The sequence below is a fragment of the Sutcliffiella halmapala genome (assembly GCF_002019665.1).
Taxonomy (GTDB): domain Bacteria; phylum Bacillota; class Bacilli; order Bacillales; family Bacillaceae_I; genus Sutcliffiella_A; species Sutcliffiella_A halmapala.
The window spans coordinates 4,165,923-4,187,693 of record NZ_KV917375.1; the positions used below are offsets into that span (position 1 = coordinate 4,165,923).

The following is a 21,771-nucleotide window of genomic DNA, read 5'->3' on the forward strand; positions in this document are numbered from 1 at the left end:
TTTTACTATCTTAATCCATGTCTTCTAATTATTACCCTTTATTCACTTCTAAAGTTTCGATTGCCATCTGCTCGTATTCTAACACACCCGAAACGATTGCAAACTCAGCTATCGCAACCGGATATGCCGCATTGAGTTCGATGACGTGCTCCTTCATTCCTGGCCAGTAGATTCCACCTGCTTCTTTGTAATAAGAAATCAGTTTCTCCAAGGCTTCTTCTCCGAACGCACGATATTGGAAGACAAAGTCATTTGCTACATCTGTTACTTTTGCTTCCGTCCAGTCGATTAAACCAGTTACGTTAGTATCTTTATCAATCATCGTGTGACCAGCATGAACATCTCCATGAACCAAGCCTGTTTCTTGTGGCCATAGAGCGTCATTACTAATCCATTCTTGCCAACGGCTCCAAAGATTTTCACCGACACCGAATTTCGCTTTCACCTTTTCCATTCGCTCGACCATCGATTGACGAACCTCTTTTGCTGACTGAACAGACAAACCTGCTTTTAATGCAGCCTCTTGTGGAACAGTATGCAGTGATGCAAGGGTCTTAGCTAATGACTGAGTAAATTGCTCAGGTACATTCTCTACATCCATCTCCCACACATAGTTTTGAATCGCATGATCAATCGTACCAGCCGGCACACCCGTTAGTTTTTTATAGGCAATCAGATCTGCCTCATAAATTGACCAAACGGGAGTCTGAAAGCTGACATACTGATGAACAAGATCTAATGCCTTTTTCTCATCTGCTGTCCTTGGCATTACATCCTCTCGTCTCGGAAGCCTTAACACCCATTCCTCCCCTTTCTCGTCTTCTGCATATGCAACCAAAAAGTCTAAACCAGATTCATTAAATACCAAAGAATCCTCCTTAACCTCCAACCCATACTTCCTTGCTGTTTCTACTACTAACTCTTTATTCAAAATAATCACTTCTCCTTATTGATAAAATTGCCTCCACTGGCACGGAAATCTACATGGCGTTCAAAGCTGTCATCCTATTTTCATGAAAGTAAACAATTTTTTAGTAAAATACAGACTACTACCTATGTCAAAATATTGGAAAGTCCCCATCTAAAAAACAGCCTTTACTGAATCAAATAAAACGATTCCCTAGTATAAAAATGGTGTACAAACTAGCCTTAACTCTTTTTTTGTACAAAAAAGAGGATAGACTAATCCCATCCCCTTTTGCGTACATTCTATAAATAAGGTTACTGAAAAATAGATAGACCAATCCTGTAACTCTGACATATGCAGAGCCATTGAACGTATGAAATTAACGATTCAAAGATTGGTTATCGATCATCAGGAACCCTCCGTTCATTATAAGTGCTTTCACTATAACATAGTCGTTTGTGCCACTCAATATTTATAGTAGATTTTTGTAAATTTACTTAGTCACCGTTTATAAGACCCATTGTCTGAGGGCTTCGTTTTACTTATCACCCATTTTTAGGGAACCAGCCAATCTCTCTCTAAACCGTCAACTTCCCCAGCACTACAGGTTTCCTCGCCCCCGTAGCAGACGGCAGATTGTTAGGTACGCCAAACAGGCTCTCGTTCGCTAACAGTGCAAAGGCCACCGCTTCCTTCGAATCGCTGGACAGACCATAATCCTCTTGGGTCTTCACGTCAAAGTTGCCTTCTTCACGTAAATAGCTAAGCAAAGTAGGATTATAGGCCCCACCACCACTGACAATCAAGGTATCGACCGGACCAGTTAAGAAGCGTTCATATTGATCGATGATTGTTAAAGCAGTAAATTTGGTCACCGTCGCCATAATATCCACGGCTGAAAGCCCCTGCTCGATGAGTCCTGCAACGAGCTTCCTCGTATACATGGTCCCAAACAACTCTCGTCCAGTACTCTTTGGAATAGGTAGATGAAAATAAGGATTCTGTAGCAGCTCGCTCAGCACTCCCTCATTCGCCTTACCCTTCGCCGCCATTTCCCCACCATCGTCATAGTGCGCTCTTCCATTAGTCAAAATCACTATTGCTTCATCCATAATCATATTCCCTGGACCTGTATCAAACGCAATGACTTCACTTGGCGCTCCACCTTTTGGAAGATAGGTGACATTTCCGATTCCGCCAATATTTTGCAAAGCGATACTTTCTGAGTCTGAGCGAAACAGTAGATAGTCCACATATGGGACTAGTGGAGCACCTCCTCCACCTGCGGCCATGTCACGTACGCGGAAATCAGACATAACCGGACAGTTGAAGGCTTCCGCAATGATAGAAGCTTCTCCCAGTTGCAGAGTGGAACGCACCAGACCATCTATCTCAACCGGAATATGATAAAGCGTCTGACCATGTGAACCGATAAAGTCGATATCTTCCTTTTGGAAGCCATGCTTCTTGATTACAGTTTCCGCGGCGTTACTGAACATTTCCCCTAGCTCAAAATTCAGGCTGCACAAGGTATCGACCGAGCTTTTCGCAGGCTCGAACTGTTCAAAAATCCGCTCGCGCAACTCGGCTGAAATAGGGACATTTTCAAATGCCAGCTCCTGATATGCCATGCTTTCTCCAGCACCTTTTACTGATACAATCGCTACATCCACCCCATCAACAGAGGTCCCTGACATAAGTCCGATTCCGATTCTTTCCTCTTTGTTTGCGAGTTGTTGTAAGAGTTCGATCATAGTTTTTTCACCTTCGAATCAAGTAATGTAATTGGTAGTTTTCCTGATGCCTCCAGCTCTCCTAAAAGCACCTTACTTGCTGACTCTAACGCCAGTGCTCTACTTTCATAGGTTACCAGATACGTAGAAACCTCTGGGAACTTGCCAATATCATAGGGACTACGCATTGCAACCACCGCTACCTTATCTTTTATATTTTCGACAAGATTTTGAACAAGTTTCACCTGTAACTGATTAGCTACTGCCTGATAGGTTGCCACTATCACCTTGTCAAAGCTTGCAGCATCAGCAACAATCTTCGTAATCTCTTCCTCAGAAGGAGAAACTGTTATAACCACTTCTTCTACATGCGGCAGGCGTTTCTTTAAATAAGTTCCGAGTGTTATCTTCGTCGCCAAGGTTTCATCTACATCCGTCGCCACTTGCGGATCTACGGTAACGAGCAATACTCTTTCATCAACTGTTAGAGGGAAACATTTTCCACTATTCTTAACAAGCGTCATGCTCTTTTCACTAACGACTCGTGCATACTCCAGATTCTCTTCCTTACTGACAAGCACCGCTGCCTCTGCCCAGGAAACAGTTTCTTCTCCAAGTTTTCTTTTTTCTTTCAGCTTCAGAATACGTTCAACAGAGCGATCCACTTGTTCCGTCGAAATGCGTCCGCTCTCCACCGCTTTCCTCACTGCCTCCATCGCTCTATACTGACGTTCAAATGTGTGGCTGATCAATACAATATCTATGCCAGCCTCCACTGCCATAATTGAAGCTTCCTCTATTCCGTAATAGTCAATAATCGCCTTCATTTCCATGCAGTCTGTCATCGCTACTCCATCATAGCCTAGCTTTTCACGCAATAAGCCGTTTACAATGCGCTTTGAAAGAGTCGAAGGGACATTCTCCGGTTCAATCGCTGGAAAATTAATATGTGCAACCATTACACCGTCCACATCTTGATCAAATGTCTCCTTAAATGGGATGAGCTCCAAACTTTCCAATCTTTCAAGACCGTGTGCAATAACTGGTAAATCAAGATGAGAGTCGACATTGGTATCTCCGTGACCAGGGAAATGCTTGCTGACTGCGGAGACGTTTTCCTCCTGCAACCCCTTTACTGCTTCTACCCCAAACTCTGCAACAATGCGAGGATCCTCTCCGTAAGACCGAACGCCGATCACCGGATTCAATGGGTTATTATTCACATCCACACAAGGTGCAAAATTCATATTCACACCAAGGGTTCGAAGCTCTTTCCCAACTATTTTCCCTAAGCGATACACTGCTTCCTTATCGCCTGTGGCACCGAGCGCCATATTTCCGGGACTCAATGTCACTCCCTCTGTGATGCGCGCAACCATGCCACCCTCCTGATCAATGGAGATGAAAAGTGGTAATTCACCAGCATTCTTTGCTATCTTTTGTAGGCTACGGGAAAGCTCATATACTTGCTTTACCTCTTTTACATTACGGGTAAAATAAATCACGCCACCGATATGGTAGTCTTGGATCAGCTTTGTGATTTCCTCAGATGGCTCTGTTCCATGGAATCCTGCCATAAACAATTGTCCTACTTTTTCTTCAAGCGTCATTTCATGAACCTTTTTCATACACCCTTCTCTCCCTTTTCAAAAAGTCTATTGATCTATGAATAAAGCAAAATCGACTTTGTTCGTGCCTTCCACTCTTCTAACCCTACCTGCCATTCTTTTGATACCTCTGAATAGGAAAGACCTTGGTCGATTCCTTTGCGGACTGAGTCAGTGCCCCATAATAAATCAATAAATGAGTGCATCCCTTTCTTAAATGGCTCAAGCCACTTAGCTTCTTCATGAACGGCAAAAATACTATGTAAGAGCTCAAACCCAGCCCTTGCAACGTTCAAGCCTTCTCTGGCTGTCATCAAAAGCTGAATCCCCTTACAGTTAACACCAGCATGCTTGCTCATATTCGGAGTAAAAAATGCTGGAATAAGCTTTATACCTGGCAGTTCTTTTGCTGAAAAATGTGCGATCATTTCATCCTGTTTGAACCAAGGCGCTCCAATCCATTCAAATGGTTTAGTTGTTCCGCGACCTTCTGACAAATTCGTGCCTTCAATAAAACAACTGATTGGATAATATAAAGTAGTGGAAACATGGGGAATGTTTGGTGAAGGTGGAATCCATGGCTGCTGCCAGTCCTCTCCCCACATTGAACGCTTCCATTTCTTCACTTCATAGACATGAAGTTCGATAGATGGATAGCTCTCTTTTTGTAGCAACCTCGCATATTCTCCAATCGTTAACCCTGAGGTGATTGGCATGTTATATGGACCAACAAAGGAGCTAAAATGTAAGTCTAGTATATTGCCAGAAACGAGTGATGCGATTGGATTTGGCCGGTCTAATACTACAAAAGCTGTCCCTGACACCACACATGCCTCCATCACATTTTTCACGGTTGCGAGATATGTATAAAACCGAACTCCGACATCTTGAATATCAAAAAAAATGGCATCTACATCTTCTAGCAATTCTGTAGATACCTTCTTCGTTGGACCATATAAACTAAAAATGGGAAGAGATGAGTTGGGATCAATAGCATGCTCAACATGCACACCAGCCTGTACATCTCCTCTAATTCCGTGTTCACAGGCGAAAAGTTTTTTTAATTGGATAGAATCTATTTTATTTAATGCATCGATCGTAGATTGAAAATGAGAAGTCCTTCCAGTTTGGTTCGTTACTAAAGCAATACTTTTACCAGACCAGGCATCCACACCAGATTGTAAGAAGTGGTCGATGCCGTATGCTATCTTTATCATGTTCCTCCTCCTCGTTAAAATACTTTGTTACGCGCTTAGCGGATCCCATCCCTCCTGCTCCTCTGTGACAATCACATTACTTGTAACTATATTGCAAAAAAGGGTAGACAAGCTTGGGAATAAGAAAAATAATCCGACAACCGATAGTAGTAATAAGCAAAAGATAGATGCAATTTGCAAGAATGAAAGAATTGTATAGAGTGGGTTCTTGACTAATAATTTAACACTTGTAAAAATACTATCTTTTAATGAATATTGGAATTTCACTAGAAGGGGAATCGTATAGATCTGACTTAAAAAGACCATGCCGCAAAAGTATGTTTGAAAGCACGCCAAGGCAAATCCAAAGGTCCCTCCCACTTGAACATAATGCCACCATGATGCTGCTACGATAATGACAAAGAAGGATAAGAATAGGCTATATCCGATACTAGCAAGGAAATACTTCCTCACTCCAGTAAAAAATTGTAGGAATACAGACTGGCTTTTGTCTAGAAGTAATTGTTGAACTGCCCAAGCAGCTCCAACTAGCAAAGGACCGCTCACTAACATGACATAAATAAGTGCATATGGTAATTGGATGAGAAAGAAGGAAGGACTAAGCACCGTTACGACTAGTAAGCTTATGAACACCATCGCTACTATATGCCTATAATATTCTTTTCCAGTTACGCGTAAAATCTGTGTTAATCCATCCATTCTGTATTCTCTCCTTTATGTTAGAAAATTCGTTTCTCAGTTGTTGGGTCAAACAGGTGCATTTTATCTAAATTGAAGACAAAGTTTTTTTCTTCTAATGGACGAATAAAGCTTTCACCGCTTACTTTTGCTGTGATCATTCGCTCGCCCATTGTAAAGTAAACGAGATTTTCTCCACCTAAGTGTTCAATCGCTTTTACTTTAATCTTTGCTTTATTTTCGGTAGGAACGGTAAAGGCAAACTCTTCATCATATATATCTTCTGGTCTTAGCCCTAACACGACTTTTTTTCCAACGTAATCCTTATATAATCTTACAAGCGCTTCTGGAATGGTAAAGAGTTGATCTCCTAAGCGTAACGTGTTTGCTGATTCTAGTATCGCATCAAAGAAATTCATTGGAGGCGACCCGATAAATCCTGCTACAAACATATTCGCAGGGTTTCGATAAAGGTCTCTCGGAGAAGCAATTTGTTGAATCTCTCCTTTATTCATCACTACGATTCTTTCCCCTAATGTCATCGCTTCTACCTGATCATGCGTTACATATACAATGGTCGCGCCTAAACGTTGGTGAAGCTCTGCCAATTCAATCCGCATCTGTACTCGTAGCTTTGCATCTAAATTGGAAAGTGGTTCATCAAATAGGAACACTTTAGGATTACGGACAATTGCACGACCTACAGCTACCCTTTGACGCTGTCCACCGCTTAATTCTTTTGGTTTACGGTCTAGCATTTCATCTAGCCCTAGAATTTTGGAGGCATAGTCAATTTTCTCTTTTATTTCTTCTTTAGATACCTTCATATTCTTCAAACCGAATGCTAGATTCTGCTCGATCGTCATATGTGGATACAAGGCATAATCCTGGAAAACCATTGCTATATCGCGATCCTTAGGGTGCATATTGTTAACTACTTTATCCCCAATATAGATATTTCCAGATGTTTGCCGCTCGAGTCCTGCAATCATACGAAGCGATGTTGTTTTTCCACACCCTGAAGGCCCAACGAATACAAGAAACTCTTTATCTTTTATTTCAAAACTAGCATCTTTAACAGCGGTGAATGTTCCGCCACGTTTATCGTCTACAAACGTTTTCGTCACATTTTCGATTAGTATACTTGCCATTCCTTCACACCTATCCTTTCACTGCACCGATTGTAATACCTTGCAAGAAGTAACGCTGTAATGCAAAGAATAAAATAAACATTGGTAATGCAGCCAGTACTGACCCCGCCATCATTGCTCCATAATCTGTTGCATCCTGGAACTTAAAGCTCGCGAGTCCTACTTGGATTGTTCTCATCGAACTAGATTGCGTCACAAGGAACGGCCAGAAGAATTCATTCCAAGTTGCGACAAATGTAAAAATGGCTAATACCGCTATACCTGGCTTCGAAATCGGTAGAATCACTTTCCTAAATATCCCAAATTCGCTACACCCATCAATTCTAGCTGCGTGAATAAGGGTCGTTGGTAAGGTGGACATGTATTGCTTCATTAAGAAGATATTCCCCACTACCGTAAACATCGGTAGCATAATAGCTAAATATGTATCTACAAGTCCAAAGACATTCACAACCATGATATAAACTGGAATCAATGTTACTTGGGCCGGTATCATCATCGTACCAAGCAACAACCAGAAGATCGTATTTCTTCCTGGAAAGCGTAATTTTGCAAATGCATAACCCGCTAATGAGGAGAAGATAACATTAGATAAGGTTAGAACACTTGAAACAAATAAACTATTAAACAACCAGCGAACTGCATCTGTTTCTGTTAAAAAACGAATATACGTTGCTAATGTTAATTTGGAAGGAAACCATTCTGGACGAAAAGACACCGATACCGTCGTATCTCGAAAGGAGGAAATAAACATCCAATATAGCGGGATAATCGTAATAACGACCCACAAAAACAAAATACTGTAACTAACAACGCTATACAATTTTTTACGACGATTTCTTGCTTTTTCTTTTTTGATAGCTATTTCTGCATATTGAGCATTATTTGTATTTGTTACTGGTTCCATTTGATGCTCCTCCTTTCTTAAAACTCCACGTCTGAAGACATGACTTTAAATTGTATGACAGATGCTAGAATGATTACTGCACCAAGCACAAAGGATTCCGCTGCCGCTAATCCAAATTGGTAGTACTCAAAAGCATGCGTATAAATCAAATAGGCAATGGTCGTCGTGGAAAAGTTTGGACCACCCCTGGTCATTAAGTAAATACTCATAAATACTTGGAAACTCATAATAATACCGGTAACTAATAAATAAAGAGTAGTAGGTTTTAATAAGGGCCATGTAATATTACGAAATTTCGACCATTCAGAAGCATGGTCAATATCAGCTGCTTCATAGAGAGACTTTGGAATGCCACCCATCGCTGCTAAATATAAAATAACTCCTGCTCCATGTCCTGTTAAATAAGACATTAGCATAATAGAAAATAAGGCTGTTTTACTTTGTCCGAGCCACATCACATTGTCAAAACCTAATAGTTCTAAAAACATATTAAATAGACCAGCTGTAGTCGGATCATAAATCCAGAACCATACTAAGGCAATTGTTACTCCTGATGCTACTGTTGGTAAGTAAAGAGAGGCTTTGAAGAAGGTTTGTGCCTTTTTCGCTCTCGGAAAAATCAAGACTGCTAAGAATAAGGTTATTGCGATATTTACTGGCACTGTACCTACCGTGAAAACGAACGTATTCCACATCGCCTTCCAGAAAATATCATCATTAAACATTGTTTTATAGTTATCTAACCCTACCCAAGTTGAACCTAATACATGATATTTTTGAAAGCTCATGATAAGCGCATAACCAACCGGGAAAAGCGTAAACATTAAAAATAAAATAATAGGAACAGCAATAAACGCATAGCACCAACCATAATCCTTTATAAATTGGGAGAAATTGAACTTATTTGGTTCGGAGACCGTTGATTGGTTTGGCATTGTTTACTCTAACACCTCCACTTTGAAATAAAAGAGGAAGAGCTGTTGCGCCCCCTCCTCTTTCTTATAGCTTACTGCGAGAAAATTGCTTCTCCCTTTTTCTTAAATTCCTCTAAAGCCGCTTCAGGTGTTAACTCCCCACTTAATAAGCCTTGGAAAGTCGGAATAACAACCTCCGTACGGAAACGATCGTCTTTTGCAGCTAGGGCTGCTGCTGCATTAGCTGGTGGCAACACTTTGGATGCTAACACGTCAGCCGCTACTTCATTGTAAGGAGCTAAAGGCATCTCAAACTTACCTTCTGCATCTTTATGAACCTGTGGTAGCGCTAGAGCTGCTGCTGCTTTTCCAGCTTCTGCACTTGTTAAATGCTCTAATACTTTTATACTGTTATTTAAATGGTCTTCTTTAGCATTCTTTTGAGTGAATAGCATGTAACCCTCAGAACCTCCGAAAGAAACTTGCTCTTGACCTTCATTGTGTGGGATTGGTAAAAGGACAAAGTTTACTTCTTCTCCTTCTACTGTTCCAGCTTTAATTTCTTCGTTATGCGCTTCTACAACTGGGTCAAAATAAGGAATTGCACGCCCAAAGAATAACGCTTGGTGGTTGTAGAATAATTCCATACGTTTTGCTGGATCTATAGCCGCCGTTTCACGAGGCATAATCCCAGAATCAATTAAACTACGGATATATTTCATCGTTTCTAGGATGCGGTCATCATTCCAAGTAATTCCGTCTTCTGTGTAACGGTTCGGTAACCCGTTATTCATTGCTAAGTGAACCAATAGCTCCTCATTGTTTCCCTGGAAAACAAAGCCGTATTGATCTTCACCAGAATCTTTCTTTTTCACACCTTTAGCAGCTAAGTCTTGGAATTCTTTCCATGTCCAGCCCTCTTTTTGAATCTTTTCATAGTCGATACCCGCTTCTTCTAAAAGCTGCTTATTTCCACCCCATACATGTAAAAACATATAGATTGGTAGACCGTAAAGGCCCTCTTCAATTTTCATGTAATCTAGCGCTACTTCATTATAATCACTTTCTGAAACATTTAATTTTCCTTTTAAATCTACCGCTAAGCCAGTATCCACATATTTACCTTGAGGTTTACCAAAATAAACATCTGGGGGACTGCCTGAGTTTAAGGCAATATCAAACTTTTGTGGGCCCTCTGCCCAGCTTAGTACTTCATATTCTACTTTAATGTTTTCATTTTCTTTTTCAAAAGAAGCAATTAAATCTTTTAGTTCAGCTTCATACTCACCGTGAACTGGATACGTCCATACTTTTACTACATCCTTTGAACCGGATGAAGAATTGTTCGAGCAACCTAGAATAATAGATGCTACGAGCAATAACACCATGCTTAAGCTTAAACCCCTTTTCATCACCAATTCCCCCTTGATAATTTTTATTTATTATAAGCATTTATAGCCTTATAAACGAACCCCTTTGCGTCTTTCAGAAGCTCCGTAGCTTTTACGGAATCTACTTGACACGTATACATAATAATCGCTACTTTTGGGTTTCCTTCTGCTGCGTCGAATAAGGTACTTGCTTCTTCTGAGGAACATCCTGTTACTTGTTGAATAATACGCTTTGCGCGATCTACAAGTTTTTTGTTTAAGGGTTATACATCGACCATTAAGTTATGAAACACTTTTCCTATCTTCACCATTGAGGTGGTAGTAATCATATTCAACACCAGTTTTTGTGTGGTGCCGGCTTTCATTCTAGTAGACCCTGTGATGACTTCAGGTCCGACCTCTATATTAATCTTGTAATCTGCTACCATGTGTCTTTATTCTGGTCGATACACTTTTTTTACAGCTTCACGTGAACGCTTCAAATATGCTACAGATTGATCAAAATTTCTAGCTGCTACTGCTGTGAAAAGGATATCTATCACATTTAACTGCGAGATCCTTGATGAAGTAGCTGCACTTCTAATGGAAGATTCCATTGAAGAAATGCATAGTGTGACATCAGCAAGCTCTTTCAAAGAATTAGAACCATATTTGGTAATGGCTATTGTTTTTGCTCCTTCTTCCTTCGCTTGCGTGATTGCAGCAATCGTCTGAGTTGTTTCTCCAGAATAAGATATTCCAACTGCTACATCTCTATTAGTAAGGGTTGCGGCAGAGGTTAACTGAATATGTGCGTCCGCATAAGCTGTACAAATCTTATTAATTCTCATAAATTTGAGCTGGGCATCTTGGGCAATTAATTGAGAAGCCGCTACTCCATAGAAGTCAATCCGATTGGAGTTATGTAAATATTGAACTGCTTTTTCCACTTGCGATTTATCTAACAAATGTAAGGTATCCCTTAATGACAACACATTATTCTCCGTGATTGTTTTCATAAAAGTAGGGATATCATCATTGTCTTTAAACTCGTGGTATTCCTCTTGTGCCTTTTCAAAAGAAGTCATGTCACCAGCAATTCGCAACTTTAATTCTTTGTATCCATCTAATCCTATCTTCTTACACAAGCGAATAATCGCCGCCTGACTAGAATCACTTTTATCCGCTAATTCCTTCACCGACAACCTTACTACTTCTTTCGGATTCTCTAAGATAAATGTCGCAGCATTTCGTTCAGCTGGGTTTATCGATGATAGCGCTTGACGTAGTCTTAACAATCCACCATTCATGTATAACCATCCTCTTTACTTATCCTAGTTTGTATCCGCAATTCCTCTTCCAACACTTTCGAAAAGGTTGGTGTTACCTTAAGACCATTCTTACTATTCTTTATTGCTGCATAGATTGTTCCTGCAATTGGAGGCATAGATGGGAGGATAAATTGAAATGGCAATCCACGCTGCTTCGCCTTTTGCTCTAAATAGGCTAGCATCACTGTTGCGTGCTGAATAATTCCCCCAGTAAGTACAATAGGGACGGAATCGTTTTTTCTTTTTCCTTGATTGAGCTTTTCATATAAAGTTGCTATTTCTTTCAACATGCCATTCGCAGCCTCTTCAAGTATGCTCGTGCACAACTTATCCCCTTTATTAGAAAAGGAAACAGCCACACTTCCTAAAGAAGCAATGCGATCTCTTGTTGTTCCAAGTTCATACACATGTGGAACAATATTAGGTATTTCCTTTACCATGAAATGTTTCATCACCGCACTAGATAGCTCACAAGGTTCTTTTCCTTTATCATGCTGCTCGAATACATGATCAAGCACACGTTTTCCAATCGAAAAGCCACTGCTTTCATCTTGAATAAGGTATCCCCAGCCACCCACTCTTGCTCTTTCGTTATCTTCATTTATTCCAAAGCTGATGGAGCCTGTTCCTGAAATACTGACAATACCAGGCTTTCCCTTTGTTTCCGAGTAGAGCGCAGTAATAGCATCATTATCAATAATCACTTCGGGTTCATCACCAATTATTTCTCTTAATAAAGCGGAGAACCACTCTTTCTTACCACCACTTTCTACTCCTGATATACCAGCAAAGACAACATCATCGAATGTAAGCGCTTTCTTTAGGTGAAATGAAGAAAAAAGCGTCTCCAGTTCATTCTTAACTAACTCATAGTTAGAACTATTAGGGTTAGTAGGGCCAACCATTTCTTTTGCTAAAATATTTCCTTGCTCATTTACTACAATTCCTGTTGTTTTCGTGCCTCCGCCATCAATTCCAATAATCAACTGCTTGCGCTCCTTAATTATTCAAATATTCTTAATAATACAAGTATAAAATCACTGATTTTAAATGTCAATATATTTATTATTTTCTGAAATTAAATTTCAAATTAGTCATAAAACTATTATATAGACAGATGAGTGTAGTGCTTCCACTGCTCAAACCCGGATTTCTCTAGTAAAAGGGACACTCAACTATTGAGTGCCCCCTCCTTCTATTCTAGTTACTCGCTAACCTCAAACGTCTCTGTAACTTCAATACTATCCTTCACAGATTGCACCATCGGACAATTTTTGCGCGCAAGCTCGATGGATTGCTCGATTTTCGTTTCAGCTAGATCTTTTCCTTTGATGACGTAATGAATATGTATTTTTTCTATACGATTGGCTTCTTTCTCGTTTCGTGTGACATCTGTTTGGATCGTAATATCTTCCACATCCATACGTCTTTTCTTTAAAATAGTACGGAGCACACCACCACTGCAAACAGCAATAGAAGAAACGAGCAGTTGGTATGGACGGAATCCGTATTGCTCATCCCCTGCAACCTGTAATTCTCCAAACTCTAAATTTGTAGAAAACCCTACTTCTTTCATTTTGAACTCCATTTAAATAGTCATCTCCTTTATAGGTAACCTTAGCAAAATAACGCTGGGTAGCGCTACTAAAAAAGAGTTAATTTGTTGTTTTTAATAACTGAGTATTGACTTTCCTCATTTTTACCGATTCCCTTCCCCACTTAAATTATGTATCATAGGGGATGGCAAAATAATATAAATTGAGGTTTTCGATATGAATCGTTTTCGTTTTTGGATTTTAGTTTCTATAGTTGCTATCTCTGGATTTAGCCAAGGGATGCTCCTACCACTTATTGCAGTTATTTTTGAAAATAGTGGTCTTTCCTCTTCCTTAAATGGATTGAACGCTACCGCCTTATACATTGGGATTTTGCTTGCTTCACCTTTTATGGAGCAGCCCTTACGAAAATATGGGTATAAGCCAGTTATTCTTGTCGGTGGATTTTTGGTTGTTATGTCCCTAGCACTATTTCCGTTATGGCAATCTTTTTGGTTTTGGTTTATTCTTCGTTTATTAATTGGAATCGGAGATCATGCGCTACATTTTGCGACACAAACCTGGATTACTTCTTTTTCACCTGAAAATAAACGTGGAAGAAATATTTCCTTATATGGGGTATTCTTTGGGATTGGCTTTGCAACAGGACCATTGATGACACCACTTGTAAATATCAATCAATCCCTCCCATTTATCGTATCCTCGTTACTATGTTTAGTGGGTTGGTTATTCCTATTTTTCTTAAAAAATGAACATCCTGAACAGGAAATCGGGGTAAATTCCTTTGTGGAGACAATAAAACGTTTTAGAAAAGCATGGAAGTATGGCTGGATCGCTTTCCTACCACCACTTGGCTATGGCTTTTTAGAATCCTCACTAAATGGAAGCTTCCCTATTTACGCATTACGAACAGGATTTGATTTAGGTAGTGTTTCCATCCTACTCGCCTCCTTCGCAATTGGTGGGATCGTGTTTCAAATACCGCTTGGAATTCTAAGTGATAAATGGGGACGGCGGAACGTTTTGCTTGTGATTCTTTTATTCGGTTGCTTGAGTTTTATAACAGCTAGTTTCTTAGAGGGACATATCATTGGCCTTGCAATATGTATTTTCATCGCAGGTATGCTTGTCGGTTCCACTTTCTCCCTTGGGATTAGCTATATGACTGACTTAATGCCGAAAAATTTATTGCCGACTGGAAATTTAATGTGCGGTATCGCCTTTAGCATAGGTAGCTTAGGTGGACCATTCATCGGCGGTTTATTCATTCAATTCTTTCAAGAAATAAGCTTTTTTCATATTATTAGCTTCTTACTGTTTGTGATTTTCATGTTAACGTATTCGTATGGGGACAAGAAGGCTGTAGCGGTGAAGCATTAAGTAATGATTGTTGTAGAACAGGTAGGACTCGTATGATGAGTTCGCCTGTTTTTTATTTTTCTATCAAAAACTTTTCAAAAAGTTGTTCCAATTTTAAATATTCTGTTATATAATAAGACAAACACAATATAAACTGTACTAATACAAAAGGAGGAAGTTAAATATGAGCAGACAAGAGCGGAAGAATATGATTAAGTTTATTGAGGTAATGAAAAAGGTAGATCGTGACTCCCTACTATATATGACAGATGCGGACATTGAGCACCTCTACAACAACGTTTACGAACAAATGATGATACATGAGAGTCTTTAATTAGAAAAGTGGAATCGGCTCGTTCAGCTCCGACAAGCATAAGACAGATTCCATTAGAGGTCATGCACTTGGACCTCTAATGGAAAATGGCTTATGACTCGAGGAGCTAGCCGGTGCAACTAGACAATAGAAAAGTGAAACCGGCTCGTTCAGTTCCGACAAGCAACCTTGTAAAACAAAAAAACTGCAGCCATTACCATTATCCGGTAGGCTGCAGTTTTTCTTCTTTTTTATTTACCTTTTGCCTATTCACAATAATAATCCCGACCGTTACTAGCGCTAAGCCAATCAAAATGGTGTAGTGCATCACTTCATCAAGAAAAGCGGCCGATAACACAACGCCAAACACTGGAACTAAAAACAAATACATTGATACTTTCCCTACTTTATTGTACTTCATCACATTGTTCCACAGTACAAACCCTGCCGCTGATAAAAACGCCAAGTACATAATTAAGCCGACCGTATACCAATCAAACGTAAACGGAAAAAATCCAGCACTCCACCCTCCTGCTATGATTAAACCGATCGATCCAAATAACATCTGATACGCCGTTAAGTAGGAAATATCCATTTTGCTAGAGCGTTCGCGGGCCATGATATTTCCATAGGCGGAGGCCATCATTGCAATAAGTAATAACAATTCTCCAATTCCAAACTGAAAATCCGCTCCAACCTTAGGCAAATTCACCACCAGCACACCGCCAAATCCGAGGGCTATCCCTATCCACTTCCTCAGTGATAATCCGTCATCTGCGTACAAAAAGTGTGCAAAGATAATTTGAAAGAACGACGCAGTACCAGCAATGACTGCTCCTTGCATACCAGTAGAATAGCTCAATCCAATATAAAAAAGTAAATACTGTATAAAAGTTTGCACAAAGCCTAATTGTATAAGAGGAACCAGTGTTGCTCTTCGAAGTTTTAATGATTGGTTAAATAGGGTAAAAAAGATAAAGATGAAAACCCCAGCTAGTAAAAAACGATAACCCGCAAAAAGAAGCTGTTTATCGTATTCATTCGCACCAATACTTAATTCTATATAGCTTAGCTTTATCGCTGGAAAAGCACTCCCCCATAAGAATGTGGCAAATAAAGCTGCTGAGATGACACCCATTTTACTTGTAAAGAATTTCTCTGCTGTCAAGGAGTCATTCACCTTCTTTCCAAGCTACATTATACACAGAAATCTCCTGAGTTACATACTTTGTACTCCACAAAGTAAATAATAGTAGCCAAATGAGAAAAAGTATTCTATAATAAAAACTAGATAATAATTATTATAAATAATAAACATTTATAAATATCCGCTTTAAACAGGGTAAAACCTTGCTGCTATCACACCGATGGCAGCTTTCGTATTTTTATCGCGGTATTGATTCTGATTATTTTTCTCAATTAGGGGGTAAAGTGGAATGACTGAACTAGTACAAAAGCAACCAAAAAACGTAGCTGATCAACATGAGAGTGGCATAGTAGAAAAACTGAAGACCCATATTGAATTGGTATTCGCTATTATATCTGGAATATTTATCTTTGCAGGATGGTTATTATTGAAGCTTGATTTAACCACCATCGCGGTTCCCGTTTTTGTCCTCTCCTACTTAATAGGCGGTTATTTTAAAGCCAAAGAGGGTCTAGAGGATACGATAAAAGAAAAAGAACTTAATGTCGAAATGCTTATGATTCTTGCGGCAATTGGAGCCGCTATTATCGGCTATTGGATGGAAGGAGCAATCTTAATCTTCATCTTTGCTCTTAGTGGTGCACTCGAAACATACACGATGAATCGCAGCCAAAAGGAAATTTCTGCGTTAATGGGCATTCAGCCGGAAGAAGCGGTTCGAATTAAAGGTGATTCGGAAGAGCGTATTCACATTTCCATGGTAGAAATTGGCGATCATTTACTAGTAAAGCCAGGGGAACGAGTTCCTTCCGATGGAAAAATCGTTAGTGGAGAATCTAACATTGACGAGGCAGCTATCACTGGAGAATCTATTCCTTTGGAGAAGCATAAGGGAGATACGGTATATGCTGGAACGATGAATGTCAACGGCTCAATCGTTCTCGAAGTAACAAAACCAGCTAGTGAAACACTTTTTCAAAAAATCATCAATCTTGTTCAAAATGCACAAAGTGAAAAATCACCTTCCCAGCAATACTTGGAACGTTTTGAAGGACCATATGTAAAAATTGTTCTCGTTGTAGTAGCGTTAATGATGTTTCTTCCATATTTCTTACTAGGCTGGGGCTGGAACGAAACTTTCTACCGCGCTATGATTTTATTAGTGGTTGCATCACCATGTGCACTCGTTGCTTCCGTTATGCCAGCAACATTATCTGCCATTTCTAACGGCGCACGAAAAGGAATTCTCTTCAAGGGTGGGGTTCATTTAGAAAACCTTAGCCATCTGCAAGCAATTGCATTTGATAAAACAGGAACACTGACTAGGGGGAAGCCAGAAGTCACGGATGTTCTAGTCAGAGAAGGTACTGATAAGAGTGACTTTCTATTTGCTGTAGGATCTATTGAAAGTTACTCTAACCATCCATTAGCACATGCGATTACGACATATGCGCGTAAAAATAGTAAAAAGGCACTGCAACGACCAGAACAACTAGATGATAAAGCCGGTTGGGGCATCACAGGTACTATTCAGCAGAAAAAATACTATGTCGGAAAAGCAGATTTTGTTGGAAACGACGCAGCTCATGCATTCTCAGAGGGCGCTGCAAATAAGCTTGCTAGTGAAGGGAAAACCGTCGTCTTTGTAAAGGACGAGGAAGGCATTGTTGGAATGATCGCTCTAAAGGATGTTATACGAAAAGAGACGGTAGAAGCCATTAAACGATTACAAACTTTAAATGTCCAATCTATCATGCTGACAGGAGATAGTCGTAGTACTGCTGAAGCTATTGCTGGTGAAGCCTCTATCCAAAATTTCATTGCAGAATGCCTACCCGAGAAAAAAGTAGATTCTGTTAAAGAGTTAAAGAAAGAATATGGTGTGGTCGCGATGGTTGGAGACGGCATCAATGATGCTCCTGCACTTGCTACTGCCAACGTTGGAATTGCCATGGGAGAAGGAACGGATGTTGCACTTGAAACAGCCGATGTCGTTCTCATGAAAAACGATTTATTAAAAATTTCAGAAGCCATCGAGCTTTCCAAACGAATGAATAAGATTATCAAACAAAATGTTATCTTTTCCATTACTGTCATCATGCTTTTAATTTGCTCTAACTTCTTTCAAGTGATTGATTTACCTTTTGGTGTAATTGGACATGAAGGAAGCACGATTTTGGTTATATTAAACGGCTTGCGATTATTACGATAAGAAAAAAGCAGTGGGTTGAGTTCCCACTGCTTTTTTGTATGGGCTCTTGTTAAAAGACAGTGTTAATTTTCATGTCCCTAGCTGTTGATTGGAGCACAAGGCGAAGACTCCTGCGGGAGGTAGCGTTTTGTGGAGACTCCACAGGCAAAGCCGAGGAGGCTCTACAAGCGCCCCGCGGAAAGCGAAGCCTAGTGCGGAAATTTAACATAGACTTTGCATTAAAGGACCCTATTTATTTTCTAGTTAGTGGTATCCGTTTTGCCCATTTGCACTACTAGATGTTTTGTTTTTTGGTTTATGCTTGGAGTTTTGTTTTGTGCCGCCATCTTTTTTTGAGTGTTTGCTCATTATAGTTACCTCCAGAGTGTTTTGAAATGCCTTACCTTTATAGACTCCCCTGTAATTCGCAAAATTCTACTGGAAAAATCAAGTGAGGTAGCTTTTTCTCCATTGAAGGATAATAGCGTTAATTTCACCACCGATAATAATCATTAAACCTGAAAGGTAAAACCAGATAAGCAGAACAATGATTCCCCCTAAGCTTCCATACATGGCCGAATAGTTTCCGAAATTGCTGACATAGTAAGAAAATAAAGTAGAGACACTTATCCAGCCCACTGTTGCAAATAATGAACCAATGAGAATATCCCTTATCCTTAAGCGAACGTTCGGTGCAGCTAAATATAGACAGCTAAACACAAAGAAGAGAATAATAAAGCTTACACCAAAGCGAAAAGTGTTCCAAACATTTAAAAATTCCTTAGACATGCCGTAAGAAGAGAAAATAAATAAACCTATCTCCCTCCCAAATACCGGTAAAAGCAAGGCAATGATAATAACGAAAACCATCGCGAGGGTAAGTAAGATTGCTACACCTCGCGCCATAAAAAATGATCTATTTTCATTCACATCATAGGCTCTGTTAAATGCTCGCACAATAGCATTAATTCCATTAGAGGCAAACCAAATGGTCGCGATAATACCGAAAGACAATAATCCGCCATGTTGTTCACTAAGAATCGCTAATACATTTGTTTCAATGATCCGCATTGTATCCCCAGGCGCATATTGTCTGATAACACCTAGAACATCCTCTTGTTTGATTGGCACATAGGCAATTAAGGTGAGTAAAAAAATAAGAAATGGAAATAAGGACAGTAAGAAAAAATAGGCTAATTCTGCTGCCCTTCCTAATACCTCATCGCGTTCAAATCGATGATATAGATGTTTTACAAACATGATGATTCCCATCTGTTTTCCTCCAAAACTTATCATTTACTCTTATTACTATTGGCGAAACCACAGCTCTAGGACAAGTTTTTATTTATTTTTGTTTGGTTCTAAGTGTTTTGTTATCACTTCTTTTGTATCTTGGACAATTTCCAACACTTGTGGAGTAGTTTCTCTTAACTCATTAATCTTCACTCTTAAATAGTCCATATCTCGTGAAACATCGTCTACCGTCGTTTTAACATTTTGAATTTGTTGACGAACTGCATCTGTAATTTCTTGTGGATGCTGCACGACATACTTTATTTTTCCACCAACCTGCTTCCCATTATGTATGAAATTCGTTCTAGTTTCTTTGTCTAATAAAGAAATTGCCGCTCCTACTAAGGCACCGATTAACATTCCTTCAAACATTTTATTTCTTTTCTCCATGCTCTCCCACTCCTGCTCTATTGTAGTTTTTCTTCTTTTATTTTTTGTAGTAAGTTGTCACAGCCTTCTGCTACAAGCTCATAAACCTCATCAAAGTTTCCAGTAAAATAAGGATCTGGTACATCACTAATTTGACTTTTCGGTACAAAATCCAATAATCGTCCAATAAAACCCGTTTTTTGATACCCAGCCATTTTCCGGAGGTTTCCTAAGTTTTCCGCGTCCATTGCAATAATATAGTCATAATCGGCTAAATCCTGCTTAACTACCTGCCTTGCCACCATTCCTTCATAGCTTATCTTTTTATCATCCAGCAGCTTTCTTGTTCCTTCATGTGGCGGATGCCCAATATGCCAGTCTCCAGTGCCAGCGGAGTCCACTTCAATCTTGTCTGACAGATTTTCTTTTCTCACTAATTGTTTAAAAATCGCCTCTGCCATTGGAGAACGGCATATATTTCCTAGACAAACAAACAATACACGTACCAATAGGTTAACCCCTTTCTTTGCTTTCTTAGTTTCATTATATACATTTTTCCCATTTTCCTCGAATAATCTAAAACGGGCATTTTTCAATTTTGCTATATAAGTGTTATACCCTCTTATTGAAGTTTGGTACTGTTTTTTAGGAATTAATGATAAAATAAGAAAAAGCCTGTTCGAAAGGATTGATGACGATGAACTTAAACGAAAAATCAACAGAAAACGTGGAATACATGATTGAAGAAATAAAAGGAAAGTTAAAAGTATTAAATCTAGGTGCGATCAAACCCTCCCATTTTGACGAAGAAATGTATGAGGAATTAAAAGATATTTATGACCTTGTAATGAGAAAACCATCTTTTAGTCCAAATGAAATGCAAGCCTTAGCTGAAGAGCTTGGGAACTTACGTAAAAATAAAGCCTAGGCATTCAGTAACCTCTGAAACAAAGCACTTAAGAGCGCTTCTTAAATGCTTTGTTTTTATTTTGTTCTGTTTCTGCTATTTTTTTCAACTCATTTGCGCGAGTAATAATAAAATTTTCCATGTAGGCTTCTAAAAATAAGCTATCTGCTATCTTCCCAAAAAGTCCTAGTGGAGACTGATATTCAAATCTGTCTAACATGATTGTTCCACCCTCTACCTCTTGAAAATTGTGAGTATGTGTAAACGAGTGAAATACTCCTTCTACCATGATATCGATGAATTGATACGGTTTAGTCATCTCGGTTATCTGGGCGGTTAATTTTTGTTTAATCCCAAAATGGACCGCCTCCCAAGTTACTACGTCCCCTTTTTCTAGTAATCCCTCCATCACACCAGCAATTGCTCGTTCCTTCGTCTTTGCAGTGGTTTTCGTATGGATCTCGACATTTCTTGCAAGGTCAAAGCACAACTCAATCGGTGCCTTAATATATGTTTGATGTTCAATTACCGGCATCTGATTAACTCCCTCCCAAAACCTTATTATAACAACTCGGACATCTATTTCCTTACTTTAAGTAATGAACATTTCTCTGGGCGCATATATGTGTACAGAGGAGGGATTTTTATGATTGGTTTATATGGTGCTACCATTGGTCTTGCTATACTACTCTTTTTAGTAATGGGCTTGTTTATTTATTTCGTTTCAACTGGCTTGAACAAGAAAGATACAATCAATATTGACCCTATACCTCTAGAAACAACGGACGAAGATGAAACTAAAGATTGAATAGGACAACCTT

23 protein-coding genes are annotated in these 21,771 nt (G+C 39.4%); 5 read left to right on the top strand and 18 right to left on the bottom strand.

What is annotated here, in order from left to right:
* Window positions 1-31 precede the first annotated feature (31 nt).
* The 13 genes from BK580_RS20440 to BK580_RS20495 all read right to left on the bottom strand — a co-directional run bounded on the left by BK580_RS20440 (window position 32) and on the right by BK580_RS20495 (window position 13,403).
* Window positions 32-931, bottom strand: a complete 900-nt coding sequence (locus BK580_RS20440) for a macrolide 2'-phosphotransferase (RefSeq protein ID WP_078382120.1) — start codon at window positions 929-931, stop codon at window positions 32-34.
* A 554-nt stretch (window positions 932-1,485) separates the two neighbouring features.
* Complete coding sequence (locus tag BK580_RS20445) at window positions 1,486-2,661, bottom strand: anhydro-N-acetylmuramic acid kinase (RefSeq protein ID WP_078382121.1); 1,176 nt, start codon at window positions 2,659-2,661, stop codon at window positions 1,486-1,488.
* On the bottom strand, window positions 2,658-4,268 hold the full coding sequence (gene nagZ, locus BK580_RS20450; protein WP_078382122.1) for a beta-N-acetylhexosaminidase: 1,611 nt from the start codon (window positions 4,266-4,268) through the stop codon (window positions 2,658-2,660). Before nagZ ends, BK580_RS20445 begins: the two co-directional genes overlap by 4 nt.
* 35 nt (window positions 4,269-4,303) lie before the next feature.
* Window positions 4,304-5,464, bottom strand: a complete 1,161-nt coding sequence (locus tag BK580_RS20455; RefSeq protein ID WP_078382123.1) for an exo-beta-N-acetylmuramidase NamZ family protein — start codon at window positions 5,462-5,464, stop codon at window positions 4,304-4,306.
* Between the two features lie 27 nt (window positions 5,465-5,491).
* Window positions 5,492-6,163: a YesL family protein gene (locus BK580_RS20460; RefSeq protein ID WP_078382124.1), complete on the bottom strand. Its 672-nt coding sequence runs from the start codon at window positions 6,161-6,163 to the stop codon at window positions 5,492-5,494.
* A 20-nt stretch (window positions 6,164-6,183) separates the two neighbouring features.
* Window positions 6,184-7,293, bottom strand: coding sequence for an ABC transporter ATP-binding protein (locus BK580_RS20465; RefSeq protein WP_078382125.1), 1,110 nt, complete (start codon window positions 7,291-7,293; stop codon window positions 6,184-6,186).
* A gap of 10 nt (window positions 7,294-7,303) precedes the next feature.
* Entirely contained in the window at window positions 7,304-8,200 is an 897-nt protein-coding gene (locus BK580_RS20470) for a carbohydrate ABC transporter permease (protein WP_235864083.1), read from the bottom strand.
* Window positions 8,201-8,217: 17 nt separating this feature from the next.
* Window positions 8,218-9,135: a carbohydrate ABC transporter permease gene (locus BK580_RS20475; RefSeq protein WP_078382126.1), complete on the bottom strand. Its 918-nt coding sequence runs from the start codon at window positions 9,133-9,135 to the stop codon at window positions 8,218-8,220.
* Between the two features lie 71 nt (window positions 9,136-9,206).
* Entirely contained in the window at window positions 9,207-10,526 is a 1,320-nt protein-coding gene (locus BK580_RS20480) for an ABC transporter substrate-binding protein (protein WP_235864084.1), read from the bottom strand.
* 242 nt (window positions 10,527-10,768) lie between these two features.
* Window positions 10,769-10,933 (bottom strand): hypothetical protein, encoded by a 165-nt coding sequence (locus BK580_RS23760; RefSeq protein WP_169865171.1) that lies wholly within the window; start codon window positions 10,931-10,933, stop codon window positions 10,769-10,771.
* 6 nt (window positions 10,934-10,939) lie between these two features.
* Window positions 10,940-11,794 carry a MurR/RpiR family transcriptional regulator gene (locus BK580_RS20485; RefSeq protein ID WP_078382127.1) on the bottom strand — a complete coding sequence of 285 codons (855 nt, stop codon included), beginning with the start codon at window positions 11,792-11,794 and terminating at the stop codon, window positions 10,940-10,942.
* Complete coding sequence (locus BK580_RS20490) at window positions 11,791-12,801, bottom strand: N-acetylglucosamine kinase (RefSeq protein WP_169865173.1); 1,011 nt, start codon at window positions 12,799-12,801, stop codon at window positions 11,791-11,793. The genes BK580_RS20485 and BK580_RS20490 overlap by 4 nt, the downstream gene beginning before the upstream one ends.
* Before the next feature lie 218 nt (window positions 12,802-13,019).
* Window positions 13,020-13,403, bottom strand: a complete 384-nt coding sequence (locus BK580_RS20495) for an OsmC family protein (RefSeq protein ID WP_078382129.1) — start codon at window positions 13,401-13,403, stop codon at window positions 13,020-13,022.
* 184 nt (window positions 13,404-13,587) lie between these two features.
* Here BK580_RS20495 and BK580_RS20500 point away from each other — a divergent pair, with 184 nt between their 5' ends.
* Together BK580_RS20500 and BK580_RS20505 are read left to right on the top strand one after the other, a co-directional pair.
* Window positions 13,588-14,751 (top strand): MFS transporter, encoded by a 1,164-nt coding sequence (locus BK580_RS20500; RefSeq protein ID WP_078382130.1) that lies wholly within the window; start codon window positions 13,588-13,590, stop codon window positions 14,749-14,751.
* Between the two features lie 163 nt (window positions 14,752-14,914).
* Window positions 14,915-15,064 carry a BH0509 family protein gene (locus BK580_RS20505; RefSeq protein WP_078382131.1) on the top strand — a complete coding sequence of 50 codons (150 nt, stop codon included), beginning with the start codon at window positions 14,915-14,917 and terminating at the stop codon, window positions 15,062-15,064.
* 199 nt (window positions 15,065-15,263) lie between these two features.
* On the opposite strand, the gene BK580_RS20510 is transcribed toward BK580_RS20505, so the two are convergent.
* Window positions 15,264-16,211 carry a DMT family transporter gene (locus BK580_RS20510; protein WP_139364942.1) on the bottom strand — a complete coding sequence of 316 codons (948 nt, stop codon included), beginning with the start codon at window positions 16,209-16,211 and terminating at the stop codon, window positions 15,264-15,266.
* Between the two features lie 268 nt (window positions 16,212-16,479).
* On the opposite strand from BK580_RS20510, the gene BK580_RS20515 reads away from it, so the two are divergent.
* The gene (locus tag BK580_RS20515) at window positions 16,480-18,402 is read left to right on the top strand and encodes a heavy metal translocating P-type ATPase (RefSeq protein ID WP_078382132.1); all 1,923 of its coding nucleotides are present in this window, start codon (window positions 16,480-16,482) and stop codon (window positions 18,400-18,402) included.
* A 426-nt stretch (window positions 18,403-18,828) separates the two neighbouring features.
* Here BK580_RS20515 and BK580_RS20520 read toward each other — a convergent pair whose 3' ends face one another.
* From BK580_RS20520 to BK580_RS20530, 3 genes are all read right to left on the bottom strand, one after another.
* A complete protein-coding gene (locus BK580_RS20520; protein WP_078382133.1) occupies window positions 18,829-19,653 on the bottom strand; it encodes a YihY/virulence factor BrkB family protein in 825 nt (274 codons plus the stop codon).
* Window positions 19,654-19,722: 69 nt separating this feature from the next.
* On the bottom strand, window positions 19,723-20,064 hold the full coding sequence (locus BK580_RS20525; protein WP_078382134.1) for a YtxH domain-containing protein: 342 nt from the start codon (window positions 20,062-20,064) through the stop codon (window positions 19,723-19,725).
* A 17-nt stretch (window positions 20,065-20,081) separates the two neighbouring features.
* Window positions 20,082-20,552 carry a low molecular weight protein-tyrosine-phosphatase gene (locus BK580_RS20530; RefSeq protein ID WP_078382852.1) on the bottom strand — a complete coding sequence of 157 codons (471 nt, stop codon included), beginning with the start codon at window positions 20,550-20,552 and terminating at the stop codon, window positions 20,082-20,084.
* A gap of 188 nt (window positions 20,553-20,740) precedes the next feature.
* Here BK580_RS20530 and BK580_RS20535 point away from each other — a divergent pair, with 188 nt between their 5' ends.
* Window positions 20,741-20,971, top strand: a complete 231-nt coding sequence (locus BK580_RS20535) for a DUF1128 domain-containing protein (protein ID WP_078382135.1) — start codon at window positions 20,741-20,743, stop codon at window positions 20,969-20,971.
* Window positions 20,972-20,999: 28 nt separating this feature from the next.
* Here the strand turns inward: BK580_RS20535 and BK580_RS20540 are convergent, their stop codons facing one another.
* On the bottom strand, window positions 21,000-21,485 hold the full coding sequence (locus tag BK580_RS20540) for an SRPBCC family protein (RefSeq protein ID WP_078382136.1): 486 nt from the start codon (window positions 21,483-21,485) through the stop codon (window positions 21,000-21,002).
* A 111-nt stretch (window positions 21,486-21,596) separates the two neighbouring features.
* Between BK580_RS20540 and BK580_RS23765 the strand changes: the two genes are divergently transcribed.
* A complete protein-coding gene (locus BK580_RS23765; RefSeq protein ID WP_169865176.1) occupies window positions 21,597-21,758 on the top strand; it encodes a hypothetical protein in 162 nt (53 codons plus the stop codon).
* The last annotated feature ends 13 nt before the right edge of the window (window positions 21,759-21,771 follow it).

What these genes read in the sequence shown, in the direction of transcription:
- BK580_RS20445 (WP_078382121.1), bottom strand. Translation starts at nt 2,661, where the DNA reads ATGATCGAACTCTTACAACAACTCGCAAACAAAGAGGAAAGAATCGGA.
- nagZ (WP_078382122.1), bottom strand. Translation starts at nt 4,268, where the DNA reads ATGAAAAAGGTTCATGAAATGACGCTTGAAGAAAAAGTAGGACAATTG.
- BK580_RS20455 (WP_078382123.1), bottom strand. Translation starts at nt 5,464, where the DNA reads ATGATAAAGATAGCATACGGCATCGACCACTTCTTACAATCTGGTGTG.
- BK580_RS20460 (WP_078382124.1), bottom strand. Translation starts at nt 6,163, where the DNA reads ATGGATGGATTAACACAGATTTTACGCGTAACTGGAAAAGAATATTAT.
- BK580_RS20465 (WP_078382125.1), bottom strand. Translation starts at nt 7,293, where the DNA reads ATGGCAAGTATACTAATCGAAAATGTGACGAAAACGTTTGTAGACGAT.
- BK580_RS20470 (WP_235864083.1), bottom strand. Translation starts at nt 8,200, where the DNA reads ATGGAACCAGTAACAAATACAAATAATGCTCAATATGCAGAAATAGCT.
- BK580_RS20475 (WP_078382126.1), bottom strand. Translation starts at nt 9,135, where the DNA reads ATGCCAAACCAATCAACGGTCTCCGAACCAAATAAGTTCAATTTCTCC.
- BK580_RS20480 (WP_235864084.1), bottom strand. Translation starts at nt 10,526, where the DNA reads ATGAAAAGGGGTTTAAGCTTAAGCATGGTGTTATTGCTCGTAGCATCT.
- BK580_RS23760 (WP_169865171.1), bottom strand. Translation starts at nt 10,933, where the DNA reads ATGGTAGCAGATTACAAGATTAATATAGAGGTCGGACCTGAAGTCATC.
- BK580_RS20485 (WP_078382127.1), bottom strand. Translation starts at nt 11,794, where the DNA reads ATGAATGGTGGATTGTTAAGACTACGTCAAGCGCTATCATCGATAAAC.
- BK580_RS20495 (WP_078382129.1), bottom strand. Translation starts at nt 13,403, where the DNA reads ATGGAGTTCAAAATGAAAGAAGTAGGGTTTTCTACAAATTTAGAGTTT.
- BK580_RS20500 (WP_078382130.1), top strand. Translation starts at nt 13,588, where the DNA reads ATGAATCGTTTTCGTTTTTGGATTTTAGTTTCTATAGTTGCTATCTCT.
- BK580_RS20505 (WP_078382131.1), top strand. Translation starts at nt 14,915, where the DNA reads ATGAGCAGACAAGAGCGGAAGAATATGATTAAGTTTATTGAGGTAATG.
- BK580_RS20515 (WP_078382132.1), top strand. Translation starts at nt 16,480, where the DNA reads ATGACTGAACTAGTACAAAAGCAACCAAAAAACGTAGCTGATCAACAT.
- BK580_RS20520 (WP_078382133.1), bottom strand. Translation starts at nt 19,653, where the DNA reads ATGGGAATCATCATGTTTGTAAAACATCTATATCATCGATTTGAACGC.
- BK580_RS20525 (WP_078382134.1), bottom strand. Translation starts at nt 20,064, where the DNA reads ATGGAGAAAAGAAATAAAATGTTTGAAGGAATGTTAATCGGTGCCTTA.
- BK580_RS20535 (WP_078382135.1), top strand. Translation starts at nt 20,741, where the DNA reads ATGAACTTAAACGAAAAATCAACAGAAAACGTGGAATACATGATTGAA.
- BK580_RS20540 (WP_078382136.1), bottom strand. Translation starts at nt 21,485, where the DNA reads ATGCCGGTAATTGAACATCAAACATATATTAAGGCACCGATTGAGTTG.
- BK580_RS23765 (WP_169865176.1), top strand. Translation starts at nt 21,597, where the DNA reads ATGATTGGTTTATATGGTGCTACCATTGGTCTTGCTATACTACTCTTT.